This window comes from Flavobacterium sp. UMI-01, from assembly GCF_019656315.1.
Taxonomy (GTDB): domain Bacteria; phylum Bacteroidota; class Bacteroidia; order Flavobacteriales; family Flavobacteriaceae; genus Flavobacterium.
The window spans coordinates 111,705-129,297 of the sequence record NZ_BPLU01000006.1; the positions used below are offsets into that span (position 1 = coordinate 111,705).

Genomic DNA, 17,593 nt, shown 5'->3' on the forward strand with positions numbered 1-17,593 from the left:
CTAAGTATAAATACCTATATCGATTATGAAAACTGTATCGTCAATTGTAGAGAATTACATCAAGACAAAGCCTTTTTTATTGAACGCTTTATCGCTAGGAATTATTAATTTGACTTCTTTGTCTAGAAATATTATGGCAGAGCTTGAAAGCGAATTTGGAAAAGAAGTAAAACAAGGGGCTGTAGTGATGTCTCTAAAACGATTGACAGAAGAGTTGGATTTTAGACTCAATCATAAAATCAATAAAGTCATCAAGAATATAGGCGAAATCACTGTTCGTTCTGCTCTTACAGATTATGCTTTTGCGGTTTCAGAAACCGTTTTAAACAAACAAGCCGAATTAATCGCAGATATCAATGCCTTTCCGGATGTGTTTTACACCTCTTCCAGAGGAGTTAATGAAATAAACATTGTCGTTAGCAATACCGTAAATTCTCTTGTGGACAAGCATTTTGTAAATGAAAAATTGATTCAAAAATTAGATAACTTAGCCTCTATCACTGTTAAATTACCTAAAGAAAATATTGTAATTCCTGGAATATATTATTTCATTTTTCAACGTTTGGCTTGGGAAGGCATTATCATCAATGAAGTAATTTCTACTTCAAATGAATTCACCATTTTAGTAAGTGAGGAACAAGTAGATGTAGCTTTCAAAGTCATCAAAGATTTGAAAAATTAAAATAGCAAACTCATTTAAAAACGGCTAACTGAAAAATTCAGGTAGCCGTTTTTTTTTAGCCTTTATCCATTGAACCGATGGATATGTAGCTATTTAACTCAATTTTAAAAATTTAAAACACACTAAACACCCCGAAAGAAAGGAAACCAAAATCCTTTAATTGCGACTTGAATCATAAAATTGGTTAACCAGTTATGGTATTCCGGTGGTTTTTTGGTTATCTTTGTACTCCATTCAATCGATTTAAATCCAAAATTTGTTTTAAAATAAAATAACTGATATGAGCACTCCTCAACAATTTCATGCTTTCAATCCTGCAACAAACGAACCTCTTGAAGACGTTTTTGTTACAACCACCACTCAAGAATTAGACAGAGTTGTACATCAAGCAACAATTGCTTTTGAAACCTATAGAAAAAAAGACAAAAACGAAATTGCATTATTTTTAGAACAAATTGCCGAAGAAATTATAAATCTAGGCGAGCCTCTCCTAACAAAATGCCATCTTGAAACTGCTTTACCTATTGCAAGATTACAAGGAGAACGCGGCCGAACTGTTGCGCAATTGCAATTGTTTGCTCAATTAGTTCGTGAAGGTTCATGGGTAGAGGCAAAAATTGATACGGCGCAACCTAATAGAACTCCTTTACCTAAATCAGACATCCGTCAAATGCTTGTGCCTTTAGGGCCTGTAGCAGTTTTTGGAGCCAGTAATTTTCCGTTAGCGTTTTCAGTAGCGGGTGGGGATACAGCTTCGGCTTTGGCTGCTGGTTGTCCTGTAATTTTCAAAGGGCACCCTGCTCATCCGGGTACATCGGCGATGGTGGCGACTGCATTTGAGAAGGCGATAGAAAAATGTGGTATGCCCAAAGGAACTTTTGCATTGGTACAAGGTCATACAAATGAGTTAGGAGCTAATTTAGTGCAACATCCAGCCATAAAAGCAGTTGGTTTTACCGGTTCCTTTACTGGAGGAAAAGCTTTATTTGATTTGGCCAATACGAGACCCGAACCTATTCCAGTATATGCCGAAATGGGAAGCACGAACCCTGTTTTTATTTTACCCGAAATTTTAAAAGAAAAAGCTACAGCCATTGCCACAGGTATGGCTCAATCAATTGCACAAGGTGTAGGACAGTTTTGTACTAACCCAGGACTGGCTTTCATCATAAAATCTGAAGAAGCAGAAACGTACTGTAAGGAACTTTGCCAAAAAATAAATGAGACTCCTGCTGGAACAATGTTGACCGAAGGCATTAGCAAAGCCTATCAAAAAAAGATTGCTGTTACTAATGCATTAGCTCCTAATATAGAAATAGCAAAAGGTCAAACCGCCTCAACTGCCAATGCTGCTGTGGCCACGGTTTTTAAAACATCTCTACAACACTTTCTCGAAAATCCTTTGCTAGCAGAAGAAAATTTTGGTCCCTCTCAGGTTTTGGTCGAAGCACATAACAAAGAAGAAATTTTAGAAGCAGCTAAAAACTTAGAAGGCCATTTGACCGCAACTGTTCATGGTACTATGGCTGATTTAGAAAATTACAAAGACTTGGTACGTTTATTAGAATTAAAAGTAGGACGAATAGTGATAAACGGTTTCCCAACAGGCGTTGAAGTTTGCCATGCCATGGTTCATGGTGGTCCCTATCCAGCAACAACTGCCCCACAAAGCACATCAGTAGGAACACAAGCCATTAAACGTTTTGTACGCCCTGTCTGTTTTCAAGACTATCCTTCGTTCTTACTTCCTGAAGCATTAAAAGATGAAAATCCTAACCAAATTTGGAGACTTATTGACGGAGAATTTTCAAAGAAAGCTCTCGCTTAAAAAACAGGTCACTTAGTTCAAAAAACTAAGTGACCCATCACTCGCCTGATTACCTCAACAATCTCATCTATTTATTTTTTTTCCAGTTTTCAAACGCTACTAAATTCTCTTCGTTAGTTGGAGGATAAAGCCCAATAATCGTACTTCCCTGAGCCACTTTTTCTAAAACAAAATTTTCATATAGCGTCATTTCTACACATTCTGCAGCAACTTCATCAGCAATATGAGCAGGAATTACAATGACTCCATCATCATCACCTACTACTACATCACCTGGAAAAACAGCCACATCACCGCAGCCAATAGGAATATTTATATCCAAAGCTTCATGTAAAGTTAAATTAGTCGGCGCCGATGGACGATTATGATACGATGGAAAAGGCAGTTTAGCAATGGATGCCGAATCCCTGAAACCACCATCGGTCACAATACCAGCAGCTCCCCGCACCATAAGTCGCGTTACCAAAATATCCCCAGCCGAGGCAGCACGAGGATCTTTACGACTATCCATTACCAACACACATCCTACAGGACAACTTTCGATTGCTACACGTTGTGGATGATCGGCATTTCTAAAAACAGTCAGTGGATTACGATCTTCTCTAGCTGGAATATAGCGCAAGGTAAAGGCCTCCCCCACCATGGTCGGTTTGCCTAATTGCAAAGGTTTAACATCTTGAATAAATTGATTTTTAAACCCTTTTTTATACAAACATGTAGCAATTGTGGGCGTGCTCACTGTTTTTAATTTCTCTTTTGTAGAAGCTGATAGTGTTGTCATTTTTATTTTTTTTTTAAACAAATGTTATGTAAATCAATAAATATACCTATATTTGGAAATCCAAACTGGTAAACCAATCTGGATTTTGTAAAGATAACCTTTTTGTGAATAGAATTCTAACTATCGTTTAAAAAAGCCATTATCTATAAATACGTTTTAAATAAAATTAGTAAAGTATATACATAATGAAAAACATGATTTTTTTAGGAGTACTTTGTTTTTTGTTTTCCTTCCGTCCTATTGAGGCAAACAAAAGCATCAAAGTAACCAATCAACAAGAACTCAACGAAGCGTTAAAAACAGTACAAGCAGGTGACGAAATTATTCTTGCTAATGGTGTTTGGAACGACGTCCGAATTCAGTTTAAAGGAAAAGGAACCTCAAATGCACCTATCGTTTTACGAGCAGAAACGCCAGGAAAAGTATTTATTGAAGGTGTTTCCGATTTAAAAATTGGTGGTACCTACTTGGAAGTAAGTGGACTGTATTTTAGAAACGGATATACCCCATCGAATACTGTTATTGATTTTCATATTGACAATAAAAACATTGCTAACCACTGTAAAGTTACGCAATGTGTAATCGAAGACTTCACTCAATTAAACCGTGTTAGAGACGACCATTGGATCGAATTTTGGGGCAGACACAATCAATTAGACCATTGTTATATTACAGGAAAATCCAATCAAGGCCCTACCATCATGGTCATCTTAAAAGGGAATGAGCATATCAACAACTACCACAAAATTACTAACAATCATTTTGGACCACGCCCAAGAAAAGGAGGGCCTCACGGGGAGACCATTCAGTTAGGGGATAGTGGCACATCAATGGCTCCTTCTAATACGTTAGTGGCTAATAATTATTTCGAAAGATGTGATGGCGAAGTAGAGATTATTTCAAACAAATCCAACAATAACGAATTCCGAAACAATATTTTTTACAAATCTGAAGGTTCATTGGTATTGCGCCATGGGAACTACTGTACCATCGATGGAAATATTTTCATAGGAGACGAAAACTCTGATTTTATGGGAGGTGTTCGTGTCATAAATACAGGACATTGGATCACTAATAATTATTTTTACAAAATAAAAGGAGATGAATTTCGCAGTGCTTTAGCGGTAATGAACGGAGTACCCAAAGCACCACAAAACCGATATAATCAAGTTACTGATGCGGTAATTGCTTACAATACTTTTGTCGATTGTATCACACCTTGGCAATTTAGCGTTGGGGCAAACATGAACAAAAGTGATGTGTTACCTGCTACAGAAATTCGCTCTGCTAGACCCGAAAGAATTGTGGTGGCAAACAACATGATTTACAACCAAAACCCAAACGACTTTCCAATCAAAGCGTATGACAAAGTGGATGGGGTACAATTTAAAAACAACATTTTGAACAGTCCTAATAATGGGGATGTCAAAGACAAAGGAATTCAAACAGAAAATTTTACCCTTTCTAAAATTTCAGATTGGCTGTATATTCCAGGTTCTAACAAAGCTGAAGTTTATGAAGGTTTTGACTTTGAAAACATAAAAACAGATCTTTTTGGAAACGAAAGAACAAAACAAAATGCGATAGGCGCTGTGGTGTTACCAGTAGATACATCCAAAGGTGTTATTACCATTAATAACTACGGTACCAATTGGTTTTCTCCTGAAAAAAAGAACTTTCCTAACAAAACAATTAAAGTGAGTTCAAGTGCTGAATTGATAACGGCAATTGAGAAAGTGGCTTCTGGTACAATTATCGAATTGAAAAAAGGAACTTATACAATTCCGACATCTTTAGTGATTGATAAAACCGTAACCATTAAAGGAAAAGACAAAAAAAACAAGGCCACTCTAGTGTATCAAGGAGCAGATAAAAGCCCTGCTTTCCTAATGAAACCGAAAGGGAATTTAGTTGTTGAAAATCTAGTTATCAAAGGGAATAAAGTACAATATGTATTTGCTACTTTGGAAAAAAATATGAAAAGTGCCTATAATTTGTGGGCTAATAATATTGAAGTGAGCGATTTTGATACCGTTTTAAACGCGTATAAAGATGCTTTTGCAGATACCATTTCCATCGACAATTCAGTGATAAAAAACTGTAAAAGAGGTATTCGATTAGCTGATGAAAATGATGATCTAGGCGAATACAATGCCGAATTTGTCTATATCAAAAACACCAAGTTTGACGCTATTCAAACCAGCATTGTAGATTATTACCGTGGGGGATATGATGAGTCAACCATTGGTGGCAACCTTGTTTTTCAAAATAATTCTGTAACCAATTCTGGTAAAGAAGAGCCTGCTGGAATTTTGATTAAAACAAGAGGAATCGTAAACGTTTCTATTGCCAATAATACCTTTTTGAACAACCCCATTGAATTGATTGCGCTTTTATGGGGAGAAAAAGGTCAGGCACCTAAGAATAACAATATTAAAAATTCTGGTGAATTTAAAATTGAGCAGAATTTAAAGCAAAAGATGATGTATTAGTATCATTTTTGGTTGGTTTTTTTTAATAGTTTTTGGTTAAAGAAGGGAAATGCTGCACAACAGGTTTCCCTTTTTGTTTATACCTTTATGAGATTTAAAATCTTTTGATTTGAAACCAAGCCAACTTATGAAAATTGTAATTGCTCCAGATAAATTTAAAGGTTCACTCTCAGCAATGGAAGTTTGTAATGCAATTGAAGCAGGGATTCATCAATACGATCCCGCAATCGAAACGATAAAACATCCGTTAGCCGATGGTGGCGAAGGGACTTTGACTATTTTGCAAAATCATTTCAACCTCAAGTCGGTTTCGGTGATGGTGAAGGATCCTTTGTTTAGAGATATAACAACTACTTATAAGCATAATGAAAATACTGCTTTTATAGAAATGGCTAATGCTTCAGGCTTGCAGTTATTGGAAGAAAGTAAAAGAAATTGTTGTCACACCACTACTTTTGGAACAGGGCAATTAATATTGGATGCTATAAAAAAAGGCTTCAAGAACATTGTTTTGTTCATTGGTGGAAGCGCTACAAATGACGGAGGAGTTGGAATGGCAACCGCATTAGGATATCGTTTTTATTCAGAGTCTGGGGACGAAATTGTGCCTATTGGAAAAGAACTGATTTCTATCAATTCTATTGATAGTCAAAAATTGCTATTTGATATTAAAGATGTTAATGTTACTGTGGTTTGCGATGTAAAAAATCCACTTTATGGACCCAATGGCGCTGCCTATATTTATGGCAGTCAAAAAGGAGCTTCTGCGGCGGAGATAGAAATGTTGGATGTAGGTTTGAATCATTTTAGCAAACAAGTTTCTAAATATTTGAATATGGATGTAGGAGAAATGGAAGGAGCTGGGGCAGCAGGAGGTTTAGGTGCGGGAGCTGTTTGTTTTTTGAATGCGAAAATGCAGTCAGGAATAGATTTTGTAATGGAACAAACAGGATTTAATCAACTTTTAGATAATACTATCGACTTGATTATTACAGGAGAAGGAAGTGTTGACAAACAGACAATTGAAGGGAAGGTTATCAAAGGAGTTAGCGAAAGAGCCATAGAAAATCAAATTCCATTTTCAATCTTGGCTGGAAAAATTGAGGATTATAATTTAATCAAAAACAACTTGCGACCCCACAACCTAATGGCAATCACTAGCAGTACTATCACTATAGCTGATGCCATCCAAAATGCCGCAATACATCTCCAAAGACTAAGTTTTCAATTAATTCAAAATTTTTATAACACAATAAATAACACACAATAAAAACTCAAAACCTTCTTGTTTTATAAATTCAGATACCATTGTAGGGAGTTCATTTATGTTAATAGAACTATAATCCAAACTAAAAAATAGAGAAATAAATTATTTTAAATTAAATTTGATATTCTCTAATTACAACCTTTTTATGAAAAGGTTACAAAATACAAAGATATGGATGCAACAGTTGCAACATCACCAAATGTTAGATGGGGAATAATTGGTTGTGGTAATGTCACCGAGGTAAAAAGTGGCCCTGCTTATCAAAAAGTAGTTGGTTTCGAATTAAAAGCTGTGATGCGTAGAGATGCTGAAAAATGTGCTGACTATGCCAAAAGACATGGTGTTCACAAACATTATTCCAATGCAGACGAACTCATCAATGACCCCGAAATAGACGCCATATATATCGCAACCCCTCCTGACTCCCACTTGTATTATGCTTTAAAAGTAGCCGCTGCAGGAAAGCCTTGTTGTATCGAAAAACCAATGGCTCCCACTTACGAAGAAAGTTTGTTTATTTATAACGCTTTTTCAGAACAAAACATCCCTTTATTTATTGCCTATTACAGACGTTCATTGCCCCGCTTTGAACAAATAAAAAAATGGATTGATGAAAACGAAATAGGCACCGTAAGACATATTAGTTGGCATTTAAGTAAATCAGCCTCTCCCTTAGACCAATCTGGTGAATACAATTGGAGAACAGACGCCATCGTTGCCAAAGGAGGCTATTTCGACGATTTAGCCAGTCATGGCATCGATTTGTTTGAATACCTGTTAGGTAATATTGAAAAAGTCACAGGATTTAACACCAACCAACAAGGTTTATACACCTCCAAAGACGCTATCGTTGCCTCCTGGATTCACGAATCAGGAATTACAGGTATAGGGAGTTGGAATTTTGGTTGCGCCACACGAGAGGACATCGTGCAAATCCGAGGAAGCAAAGGGAAGATTGAATTTGCCATTTTTGAAGAAGAACCTATTATTTTAACCAACGAAAAAGGAAAAACGGAACAATTTATAAATCATCCAGAAAATGTCCAATTCTATCACGTTCAAAACATGAGGGAACATTTACTAGGGAATGCCATCCATCCCTCAACTGGAAAATCTGGTTTGCACACCAGCTGGGTATTGGAGCAAATCTTAGGGGGATAAACTACACGTTTCGTAAGGGAATCCATAGCGAGAGAAATCCCTAAAAGCTTGAAATCTAAATGTAAGGTTAAATTTTTACAAAAAAATCACAATTTATTGTGCATTAGACAGTTAATGATTAAATTTGTCCAATAAGATATAAAATAACTTTATACAATATCTTACTTTCTCTTTTTTAAGATGTTTGAGAAAGTGAAAATCCCAATTCTATATTATTTAGGATTGGGATTTTAATTTTATTGTAAATAATAAATATAACCTACGTTAAACCAAACCAACCAATCATTGGCCTTATTTTCTTTATAGATTTCAGGATTGGGATTGAGGCCATCTACCCAATTGGAGAAAAAATACTGAAAACGCAAATCAACCATTAAATCTCCCAAAGGAGTCAATTTGTATCTCGTTCCTAAACTGGTAACAATGGACCAAACTGAGTTACTTTCGGTCGAAAAACCATACGGACGATTGTCTGAAGGTGTCAAATATTTAGGAAAAGTAGTCAAGGGAGTCCCCAATGGACCTAAAGTAGAATAAGCTTTTGCATTATAATAGCTAAACTGAGCCCCTAAACTTACAAAGGGTCCAATACTTCCATTACGTGCTGTAAAATCACGAATACTCAAAGGAAAATACTCAAGCTGCATACCGATATTAGTAAGCTGTGTGCTTCCTTTCATAGCTCGTAGCTGGTTTGCCCCCAAGGAAGTTCTTTCGGGTTTTACCCACTCCCCCGAATGTTCTAAATCGGTTTTATTATACGAAAGCTCGCTACGCAATTTAAAATGATCATTAAAATACGTTTCAGGTGTATAACAGTTACACTCCGCAGCATAGGAAAAATTCATATAATGAATAATTCCAATTCCAATTCCTGAATTCTCAAGATTGGTTTTTAAATCATATCGTTCTCCATAATCAGATTGAAAGGCAATAGGCCCTGCTATAATTCCTACTTCATGCGAAAATCCAAATTGAGCATTGATTGCATTCGAAAAACCCAACAATAGTAGCCATAAAACAAGAAAGTATTTTCGCATTTTTTTGCAATTTCAATTCTGAACAAAGATATAAAATACTAAATACCAATCGAATTTTAAATCCAATTTATGCCAAAATAATATCGTCAATCCAGAGATACCCACCTTTGTCGTTTCGAAACAACCATACAACTCTACAATTGATTTTTTGGTTAAACTTAACAGATGGACTCACGTAAAGTTTTTATTATAAATGTATATTTGTAAATACCGTTAACATTTACCTACTGTTTTTAATTTAAATATTATGTCACAAAGTATCACCAATTTCATAGAAACCGTTGCTCAAAAAAACCCCAATGAACCTGAATTTTTACAAGCAGTTCAGGAAATTGCCGAAACTGTGATTCCATTTATCGAAGAAAACAAAAAATACCAAGACAAAATGCTCTTGGAGAGAATGGTTGAATCAGACAGAATTATCATTTTTAGAGTCACTTGGATAGATGACCAAGGAAACACACAAGTTAACAGAGGCTATCGCGTTCAAATGAATTCGGCAATAGGTCCGTACAAAGGAGGACTACGATTCCATCCCTCGGTAAATTTAAGTATTTTAAAATTTCTTGCCTTTGAACAAACTTTTAAAAACAGCCTCACCACTTTACCAATGGGTGGCGGAAAAGGAGGTTCTGATTTTGACCCCAAAGGAAAATCCGACAACGAAGTAATGCGTTTTTGCCAAAGTTTTATGACCGAATTAGCAAAACACATTGGCGCCGACACGGATGTACCCGCAGGAGATATTGGTGTAGGAGCAAGGGAAATAGGTTATTTATTTGGCCAATACAAACGTTTGCGCAATGAATTTACAGGCGTACTTACTGGCAAGGGAATTGCTTATGGTGGCTCATTAATTCGTCCCGAAGCAACAGGATATGGCGCTGTTTATTTTACTCAAAACATGCTAGCTACCAAAGGTGACAGCATCAAAGGAAAAACAATCGTGATTTCTGGCTCTGGAAATGTCGCTCAATACGCTGTAGAAAAAGCCATTCAACTAGGTGCAAAAGTAGTAACCATGTCTGATTCAAGTGGTTACATTTACGATGAAGAAGGTATAAATACCGAAAAGTTAGCTCATATTATGCTCATCAAGAATCAATTAAGAGGCAGAATAAGTGAGTACCTTACCCAATACCCAAAAGCCAAATACTTTGCTGCTAGCAAACCTTGGCATATAAAATGCGACATTGCTATGCCTTGTGCCACTCAAAACGAAATCAACGAAGAAGATGCCAAAATATTAATCTCTAACGGTTGTATTTGTGTAACTGAAGGTGCTAATATGCCAACTACCTTAGAAGCCCTAAAAGTTTTTCTAAATGCCAAAATATTATTTTCACCTGGAAAAGCCTCAAATGCTGGTGGTGTAGCGACTTCTGGATTAGAAATGTCACAAAATGCATTACGAATGAATTGGACCGCTGCCGAAGTAGATGAAAAATTAAAAAATGTAATGGCATCCATTCATGCATCCTGCGTGAAATACGGTTCTGATACTACAGGTTATGTTGATTATGTAAAAGGAGCCAATATCGCTGGCTTTGTAAAAGTAGCCGATGCTATGCTGGCTCAAGGAATCGTTTGATAAAATCTTAAAAAAATTATGAAAGTCTTCTGAGAGCAACTATCGAACATAGTAGCTACAGAAGACTTTTTGTATGGTAAAAATCTCGAATTCTTATCTTTATATTATATTTGTGAACCTAATGAAAATAATAGAATGAAAAATACGCTTTTACCACTTTTGATGTTGCTTGTGCTTCACCTGAGTTTTTCACAAAACAGTTCCTCTTGGCAAGGCTATTTTTCATACAACGAAATCAAAGATATTTCCACCAATTCCACTACCGTTTTTGTAGCTTCGGAAAATGCATTGTTTTCAAAAAACAATCTTACAAACGAAATAAAAACCACTACAACTATTGATGGTTTATCAGGCGAAACCATAAGTGCACTTTATTATAGTCCTACTTCAAAAAAAACCTTAGTAGGATATCAAACCGGATTGCTTACCGTCATTAATGAAACCGACGGAAAAGTAGTGAAAGTGGTTGATATATTAAACAAACAATTGCCTGCTACCATAAAAAAAATCAATCATTTCATGGAATACCAAGGATTGATATATATCTCTTGTGATTTTGGAATAGTACAATTTAATTTGAACACCATGCTCTTTGGCGATACTTATTTCATTGGGGATAATGGAATTGAAAGCAGTGTGACACAAACTGCCGTTTACAGCGGATACATTTATGCCAGTACCACTACCAGCATAAAAAGAGCTTTGGTTAAAAGTAAAAATCTTATCGACTTTAATCAATGGGAAATTGTAACAACTGGAAATTGGCAGGGAATTGAAACTTTAAACTCCATGTTGCTGGCTATCAACACTTCTGGCGGTATTTATCAATACAACAACAGTACTTTTGTAAATTTTGCCAACAGCAATCAATCCGTTACAGATTTTAGAGCAAGTGGCGATTATCTATTAGTTACAACTCCTTCAACCGTATTGATATACAACCTACAATTAGCACTTGTTCGCCAAATCACAAACAATCAATTATCAAACACCAATCCTACTCTAAGTTGCGCTTCCACCTCAGGCGACACGGTTTATATAGGCACTACCCAAGAAGGCTTATTCTCAACCGCAATTACCCCCGGTTTTCCATACGAAAACATAACTCCTTCAGGACCTCTACGCAACAGCATTTTTGGATTCGATGTTAGTCCAAATTCATTATGGGTCGTTTATGGAAGTTATAACACTAATTACAATCCTTATCCATTAAAAACATACGGAATTAGCAAATTTAGTTCCAATGGATGGTTAAACATCCCTTATAGCCAGCTTTTTGAGGCAAAATCAATCTCCAAAATAATCATAAATCCTCTTAATGAAAACCAGGTATATGCTAGTTCCTTTTTTTCAGGATTATTAAAAATTGAGAATGATGTTCCCACCATGCTGTTTAATGAAAAAAATAGTACCCTAGACCCTTTAGTGTGTTCAGGAAACATTTGTGATATACGGATTAACGGTACTGCTTTCGACAAATCAGGTAATTTATGGATTAACAACAGCAGAGTCAACAACGGCATAAAAGTTTTAAAAACCAATGGGGAATGGGAAGAATTCTCCACAAATATGATTCTGAACAATATTGGTTCCAGTGTGAACTTTAATAAAATTACAATTGATAAAAATGACATTAAATGGGTAACTACAGACCGTCAAGGATTATTAGGATTTGATAGTAAAACCAATACATTCAAGAAAATCACACGCGGAGAGACCCTTGGTAATCTACCTATTGCTAATGTTAACGTTTCAGCTGTGGACAAAAACAATCAGCTTTGGATAGGCACCTATTCCGGTTTAAGAATACTCCCTAATGTAAATAATTTCCAAACCGAAGATCAACTCACTACAAAACCTATAATAATATTAGAAGATGGAGTAGCACAAGAACTTATGTATGAACAATTCATTACTGATATTGTAGTCGATGGAGCTAACAACAAATGGATTGCTACAGTCGATTCAGGTTTGTTTTTAGTTTCCTCAGATGGTCAAAAAACAATACATCATTTTACTACAAATAATTCCCCATTACCAAGTAACATTATTAACGATGTAGGCATCAACGAAGTTACTGGCGAAGTATTTATAGCAACTACAAAGGGAATGGTTTCATTCAAAGGAACCGCCACAAAAGCTAACGATGATTTGAGCAATGCGTATGTATATCCCAATCCTGTTCGTCCTGGGTATCAAGGAACGGTTAAAATCACGGGTTTAATTGATAAAGCCAATATTAAAATTACAGATATTGAAGGGAATTTGGTATTTGAAACCACTTCCGAAGGGGGTACAATCGAATGGGATACTACTGCATTTGGAAAATACAAAGTGGCTTCAGGAGTGTATATGATTTTTATTGCTGCCGAAGATGGCATTGAAACCAAGGTAAAAAAACTGATGATTGTTCGCTAACAAACAGGCCAAATTTGATCGTAATGCAAGTCAAAACCAAAGCAATCGTTATTTCCTCAATTAAATTTCAAGAGAAAAGCCTGATTGTCAAATGTTTTACACAATCCAGCGGGTTGAAGTTCTATTTTGTTCGAAATGCATTTGCAGGACGAAAAGTCAATCAAAAAATTGCCTATTTTCAGCCGCTTTCTATTTTAGAAATTGAGGCGATACATAAAAATAAAGGGACTTTAGAGAATTTTAAAGAAATTAAAATCAGCACCCCTTTTCAGACTATTCACTCTGATATTTACAAAAGTACGATGGTTTTGTTTTTGTCCGAAGTATTGTATCATTCGATACATGAAGAAGAAAAAAACGAACTCCTTTTCGATTTTTTAGAAACAGCCTTAGTATGGCTCGACCATCACAACGAAGTAGCTAATTTTCATTTGATATTGTTGTTAGAAACGACCAAATATTTAGGTTTTTATCCTGATATATCCGACATTGACCAAAACTTCTTCGAAATGAGAGAAGGGAATTTTACCCCCTTTATTGGGGTGGACACACTCACAGAACATCAAACTTTGCTGTTCAAAAAATTAATTCATTTAAAATTTGATACCAACCAAAAAGTTTTTCATGTGGTTGAACGACAAATCCTTTTAAAAATTTTAATGGATTATTACCATCTTCACTTGGACGGGTTTAAACTCCCCAAATCATTAGAGGTTCTTAAGGAGGTTTTCTCCTGATTTTAGCCGTTGCTTTTTTAAGATAAAGAGTATGTTAAAAACCAACAGAGAAGTAAACTTTTACAGTTTCGCTTTTGCCTATTTACTATAAATCACTACTTTCGCAAATTGATTAAAGAAAAGGACAAAATGAGCTCAAAATTTACTGAATACAAAGGACTTGACTTACCTAAGGTAGCGTCAGAAGTTCTTGATTTTTGGAAGAAAGAAAATATATTTGAAAAAAGTGTAACTACTAGAGAAGGAAACGCACCTTACGTTTTTTTTGAAGGACCTCCTTCGGCAAATGGACTGCCAGGAATTCACCACGTAATGGCACGTGCGATCAAAGATATTTTTTGTAGATACAAAACTCAAAAAGGGTATCAAGTAAAACGTAAAGCAGGTTGGGACACCCATGGTTTGCCAGTTGAATTGGGAACTGAAAAAGAATTGGGAATCACCAAAGAAGACATTGGAACTAAAATTTCAGTAGCGGAATACAACGAAGCTTGTAAAAAAACCGTCATGCGTTATACCGATGTATGGAACGACCTTACTGAAAAAATGGGGTATTGGGTAGATATGGAGGATCCATACATTACCTATAAATCCAAATATATGGAGTCGGTTTGGTGGTTATTGAAACAAATCTACAACAAGGATTTGATGTACAAAGGCTACACCATTCAGCCGTATTCTCCAAAAGCAGGAACAGGATTATCCTCTCACGAAGTAAACCAACCAGGGTCTTACCGTGATGTGAGTGATACTACCATTGTAGCGCAGTTTAAAGTCCTATCCCCAGCCCTTTCCAAAGGAAAGGGAGATGGTGTGGAAAATTCCATTGAAAAAGCTTTCGGTCTTGTCTCCCCTCCTTTGGAGGGGTCGGGGGAGGATTTTCATATTCTAGCATGGACGACTACTCCTTGGACTTTGCCATCTAATACCGCTTTGACTGTAGGTCCAAAAATCGATTATGTTTTAGTTAAAACTTTTAACCAATATACATTTGAGCCAATCCAAGTGATTTTGGCCAAAAACTTAGTGGGTAAACAATTTGGTAAAACCTATTTTGCTACTGAAGAAGCTGCTGATTTTGAAAATTACAAAGCAGGAGACAAGAAAATACCTTATCAAATTGTTGCTGAAGCAAAAGGTGCCGATTTAGTAGGCATTCGTTACGAACAATTATTGCCTTTGGCTTTGCCATACCAAAATCCAGAAAATGCATTTAGAGTGATTTCGGGAGATTTTGTTACCACTGAGGACGGAACAGGGATTGTACATACTGCCCCTACTTTTGGTGCGGATGATGCCAAGGTGGCCAAAGAAGCTACACCAGAAGTTCCACCCATGTTAGTTTTGGATGAAAACAGCAACCCTGTGCCTTTAGTCGATTTACAAGGACGATTTGTAAACGGATTGGGTGATTTATCTGGAAAATACGTTAAAAACGAATACTACAACGAAGGTGAGGCTCCTGAACGTTCGGTAGATGTAGAAATAGCTATTCGATTAAAAGAAGAAAACAAAGCCTTTAAGGTTGAAAAATACGTGCATAGTTACCCACATTGCTGGCGAACAGACAAACCGATTTTATACTATCCACTAGATTCTTGGTTTATCAAAATCACAGAAGTTAGGGATCGAATGTTTGATTTGAACGAAAACATCAACTGGAAACCAAAAGCTACTGGAGAAGGGCGTTTTGGGAACTGGTTGAAAAATGCTAACGATTGGAACTTATCCCGCTCAAGATATTGGGGAATTCCATTACCCATTTGGAGAACCGAAGACAAACAAGAAGAAATTCTGATTGGTTCTGTTGAGGAATTATACAACGAAATTGAAAAAGCGATTGCAGCTGGTGTTCAATCATCCAATCCTTTCAAAGGATTTGAAGTGGGGAACATGGCGGAATCCAATTACGATTTGATCGATTTGCATAAAAATGTGGTCGATGCGATTACGTTAGTTTCTGCTTCGGGCAAACCCATGAAACGTGAAGCCGATTTGATTGACGTTTGGTTTGACTCAGGAGCAATGCCGTATGCCCAATGGCACTATCCTTTTGAAAACAAAGATTTAATAGACAATAACAAATCGTTCCCAGCTGATTTCATCGCGGAAGGAGTTGACCAAACGCGCGGATGGTTTTACACTTTGCACGCTATTGGAACTTTGGTTTTCGACAACATTGCTTACAAAAATGTAGTTTCAAACGGATTGGTTTTAGATAAAAACGGGCAAAAAATGTCTAAGCGATTAGGCAATGCTGTTGACCCATTTGAAACTTTAAAAGAGTACGGTCCAGATGCTACGCGCTGGTACATGATTGCCAATGCAAATCCTTGGGACAACTTAAAATTCGACATTGAAGGCGTGGCCGAGGTAAGACGAAAATTCTTTGGAACCCTTTACAACACCTATTCTTTCTTTAGTTTGTATGCCAATATTGATGGGTTTACACACGAAGAAGCAGAGGTGCCTTTACAAGAAAGACCTGAAATTGACCGTTGGATTTTATCAGAACTACATAGTTTAATCAAGATTGTAGATGAAGCCTATGCTGATTATGAGCCTACTAGAGCCGCTCGTGCTATTTCTGATTTCGTTCAGGAAAACCTGAGCAACTGGTACGTGCGTTTGTGTCGTCGTCGTTTTTGGAAAGGCGATTACGCACAAGACAAAATTGCAGCTTATCAAACCTTATATACCTGTTTGTTGACTGTTAGTAAATTAAGTGCTCCCATAGCGCCTTTCTTTATGGACAAGCTTTACAGAGACTTAACTTTGGCAACACAAACAGAAAAATTCGATAGTGTACATTTGGCGGAATTTCCAAAATACGTTGAAAACTTTGTTGATAAATCGTTGGAGAGCAAAATGGAGAAAGCACAGACCATTTCATCACTGGTTTTATCACTGCGAAAAAAGGAAATGATTAAGGTGCGCCAACCATTGCAAAAGGTAATGATTCCAGTACTTGACGAGCGTCAGAGGGGCGAAATTGAAGCAGTTTCTGAGTTGATAAAAGCGGAGGTAAACGTTAAAGAAATCCAACTTTTAGACGATGCTTCTGGGATATTGGTAAAACAAATTAAACCTAATTTTAAAGCCTTAGGCCCTCGCTTTGGAAAAGATATGGGATTGATTTCTAAGCAGATACAAGGTTTTTCTAATGACGACATCAACAAATTAGAACGTGAGGGGAGCTTAACGCTTGAAATTGCAGGAAATGCCGTAACTTTAACCTTAGAAGATGTAGAGATTACTTCTCAAGATATTGAGGGTTGGTTAGTGGCTAACGCCAATGGAATTACGGTTGCATTAGACATCGTGATTACACCAGAATTGAAAAATGAAGGAATATCAAGAGAGCTGGTTAACCGCATTCAGAACATTAGAAAAGATTCTGGATTTGAAGTAACTGACAAAATAAAAGTGCATTTGCAAAACAACTCGCTGTTAAAAGCAGCTGTTGAGCCTAATTTAAACTATATCAAGTCCGAAACCTTAACAGAAGACTTATATTTTGAAGAAGCTATCGCAAATGGCATAGAAATTGAATTTGATGATATAAAAACAATAATAACGATTACTAAATAATTGGG

Annotated in this window: 11 protein-coding genes; 9 read left to right on the top strand and 2 right to left on the bottom strand. The window is 36.4% G+C overall.

Annotated features, from left to right (window positions below):
- The first annotated feature begins 25 nt into the window (after positions 1–25).
- Together K5R64_RS02845 and K5R64_RS02850 are read left to right on the top strand one after the other, a co-directional pair.
- The gene (locus tag K5R64_RS02845; protein ID WP_220760675.1) at positions 26–682 is read left to right on the top strand and encodes an aspartate kinase; all 657 of its coding nucleotides are present in this window, start codon (positions 26–28) and stop codon (positions 680–682) included.
- A gap of 280 nt (positions 683–962) precedes the next feature.
- Entirely contained in the window at positions 963–2,510 is a 1,548-nt protein-coding gene (locus tag K5R64_RS02850) for an aldehyde dehydrogenase (NADP(+)) (protein ID WP_220760677.1), read from the top strand.
- A 67-nt stretch (positions 2,511–2,577) separates the two neighbouring features.
- Here the strand turns inward: K5R64_RS02850 and K5R64_RS02855 are convergent, their stop codons facing one another.
- The gene (locus tag K5R64_RS02855; RefSeq protein WP_220760679.1) at positions 2,578–3,291 is read right to left on the bottom strand and encodes a ribonuclease activity regulator RraA; all 714 of its coding nucleotides are present in this window, start codon (positions 3,289–3,291) and stop codon (positions 2,578–2,580) included.
- A 185-nt stretch (positions 3,292–3,476) separates the two neighbouring features.
- Here K5R64_RS02855 and K5R64_RS02860 point away from each other — a divergent pair, with 185 nt between their 5' ends.
- The 3 genes from K5R64_RS02860 (at position 3,477) to K5R64_RS02870 (ending at position 8,211) form a co-directional block, all read left to right on the top strand.
- Positions 3,477–5,783 (top strand): chondroitinase-B domain-containing protein, encoded by a 2,307-nt coding sequence (locus K5R64_RS02860; protein ID WP_220760681.1) that lies wholly within the window; start codon positions 3,477–3,479, stop codon positions 5,781–5,783.
- A gap of 127 nt (positions 5,784–5,910) precedes the next feature.
- The gene (locus K5R64_RS02865) at positions 5,911–7,053 is read left to right on the top strand and encodes a glycerate kinase (protein WP_220760683.1); all 1,143 of its coding nucleotides are present in this window, start codon (positions 5,911–5,913) and stop codon (positions 7,051–7,053) included.
- 168 nt (positions 7,054–7,221) lie between these two features.
- Entirely contained in the window at positions 7,222–8,211 is a 990-nt protein-coding gene (locus K5R64_RS02870; RefSeq protein ID WP_220760685.1) for a Gfo/Idh/MocA family protein, read from the top strand.
- A 236-nt stretch (positions 8,212–8,447) separates the two neighbouring features.
- Here K5R64_RS02870 and K5R64_RS02875 read toward each other — a convergent pair whose 3' ends face one another.
- Positions 8,448–9,251: a glutamate dehydrogenase gene (locus K5R64_RS02875; RefSeq protein ID WP_220760687.1), complete on the bottom strand. Its 804-nt coding sequence runs from the start codon at positions 9,249–9,251 to the stop codon at positions 8,448–8,450.
- A gap of 247 nt (positions 9,252–9,498) precedes the next feature.
- Between K5R64_RS02875 and gdhA the strand changes: the two genes are divergently transcribed.
- The 4 genes from gdhA (at position 9,499) to ileS (ending at position 17,588) form a co-directional block, all read left to right on the top strand.
- A complete protein-coding gene (gdhA, locus tag K5R64_RS02880) occupies positions 9,499–10,842 on the top strand; it encodes an NADP-specific glutamate dehydrogenase (RefSeq protein ID WP_220760689.1) in 1,344 nt (447 codons plus the stop codon).
- A gap of 135 nt (positions 10,843–10,977) precedes the next feature.
- Positions 10,978–13,260: a T9SS type A sorting domain-containing protein gene (locus tag K5R64_RS02885; RefSeq protein ID WP_220760691.1), complete on the top strand. Its 2,283-nt coding sequence runs from the start codon at positions 10,978–10,980 to the stop codon at positions 13,258–13,260.
- 23 nt (positions 13,261–13,283) lie between these two features.
- The gene (gene recO / locus K5R64_RS02890) at positions 13,284–13,997 is read left to right on the top strand and encodes a DNA repair protein RecO (protein WP_220760693.1); all 714 of its coding nucleotides are present in this window, start codon (positions 13,284–13,286) and stop codon (positions 13,995–13,997) included.
- Positions 13,998–14,126: 129 nt separating this feature from the next.
- Positions 14,127–17,588: an isoleucine--tRNA ligase gene (ileS, locus tag K5R64_RS02895; RefSeq protein WP_220760695.1), complete on the top strand. Its 3,462-nt coding sequence runs from the start codon at positions 14,127–14,129 to the stop codon at positions 17,586–17,588.
- Positions 17,589–17,593 lie beyond the last annotated feature (5 nt).

Excerpts from the sequence above, each read along its gene's own strand:
- K5R64_RS02850 (WP_220760677.1), top strand. The coding sequence starts at position 963 with ATGAGCACTCCTCAACAATTTCATGCTTTCAATCCTGCAACAAACGAA.
- K5R64_RS02855 (WP_220760679.1), bottom strand. The coding sequence starts at position 3,291 with ATGACAACACTATCAGCTTCTACAAAAGAGAAATTAAAAACAGTGAGC.
- K5R64_RS02870 (WP_220760685.1), top strand. The coding sequence starts at position 7,222 with ATGGATGCAACAGTTGCAACATCACCAAATGTTAGATGGGGAATAATT.
- K5R64_RS02865 (WP_220760683.1), top strand. The coding sequence starts at position 5,911 with ATGAAAATTGTAATTGCTCCAGATAAATTTAAAGGTTCACTCTCAGCA.
- gdhA (WP_220760689.1), top strand. The coding sequence starts at position 9,499 with ATGTCACAAAGTATCACCAATTTCATAGAAACCGTTGCTCAAAAAAAC.
- ileS (WP_220760695.1), top strand. The coding sequence starts at position 14,127 with ATGAGCTCAAAATTTACTGAATACAAAGGACTTGACTTACCTAAGGTA.
- K5R64_RS02860 (WP_220760681.1), top strand. The coding sequence starts at position 3,477 with ATGAAAAACATGATTTTTTTAGGAGTACTTTGTTTTTTGTTTTCCTTC.
- K5R64_RS02845 (WP_220760675.1), top strand. The coding sequence starts at position 26 with ATGAAAACTGTATCGTCAATTGTAGAGAATTACATCAAGACAAAGCCT.
- K5R64_RS02875 (WP_220760687.1), bottom strand. The coding sequence starts at position 9,251 with ATGCGAAAATACTTTCTTGTTTTATGGCTACTATTGTTGGGTTTTTCG.
- K5R64_RS02885 (WP_220760691.1), top strand. The coding sequence starts at position 10,978 with ATGAAAAATACGCTTTTACCACTTTTGATGTTGCTTGTGCTTCACCTG.
- recO (WP_220760693.1), top strand. The coding sequence starts at position 13,284 with ATGCAAGTCAAAACCAAAGCAATCGTTATTTCCTCAATTAAATTTCAA.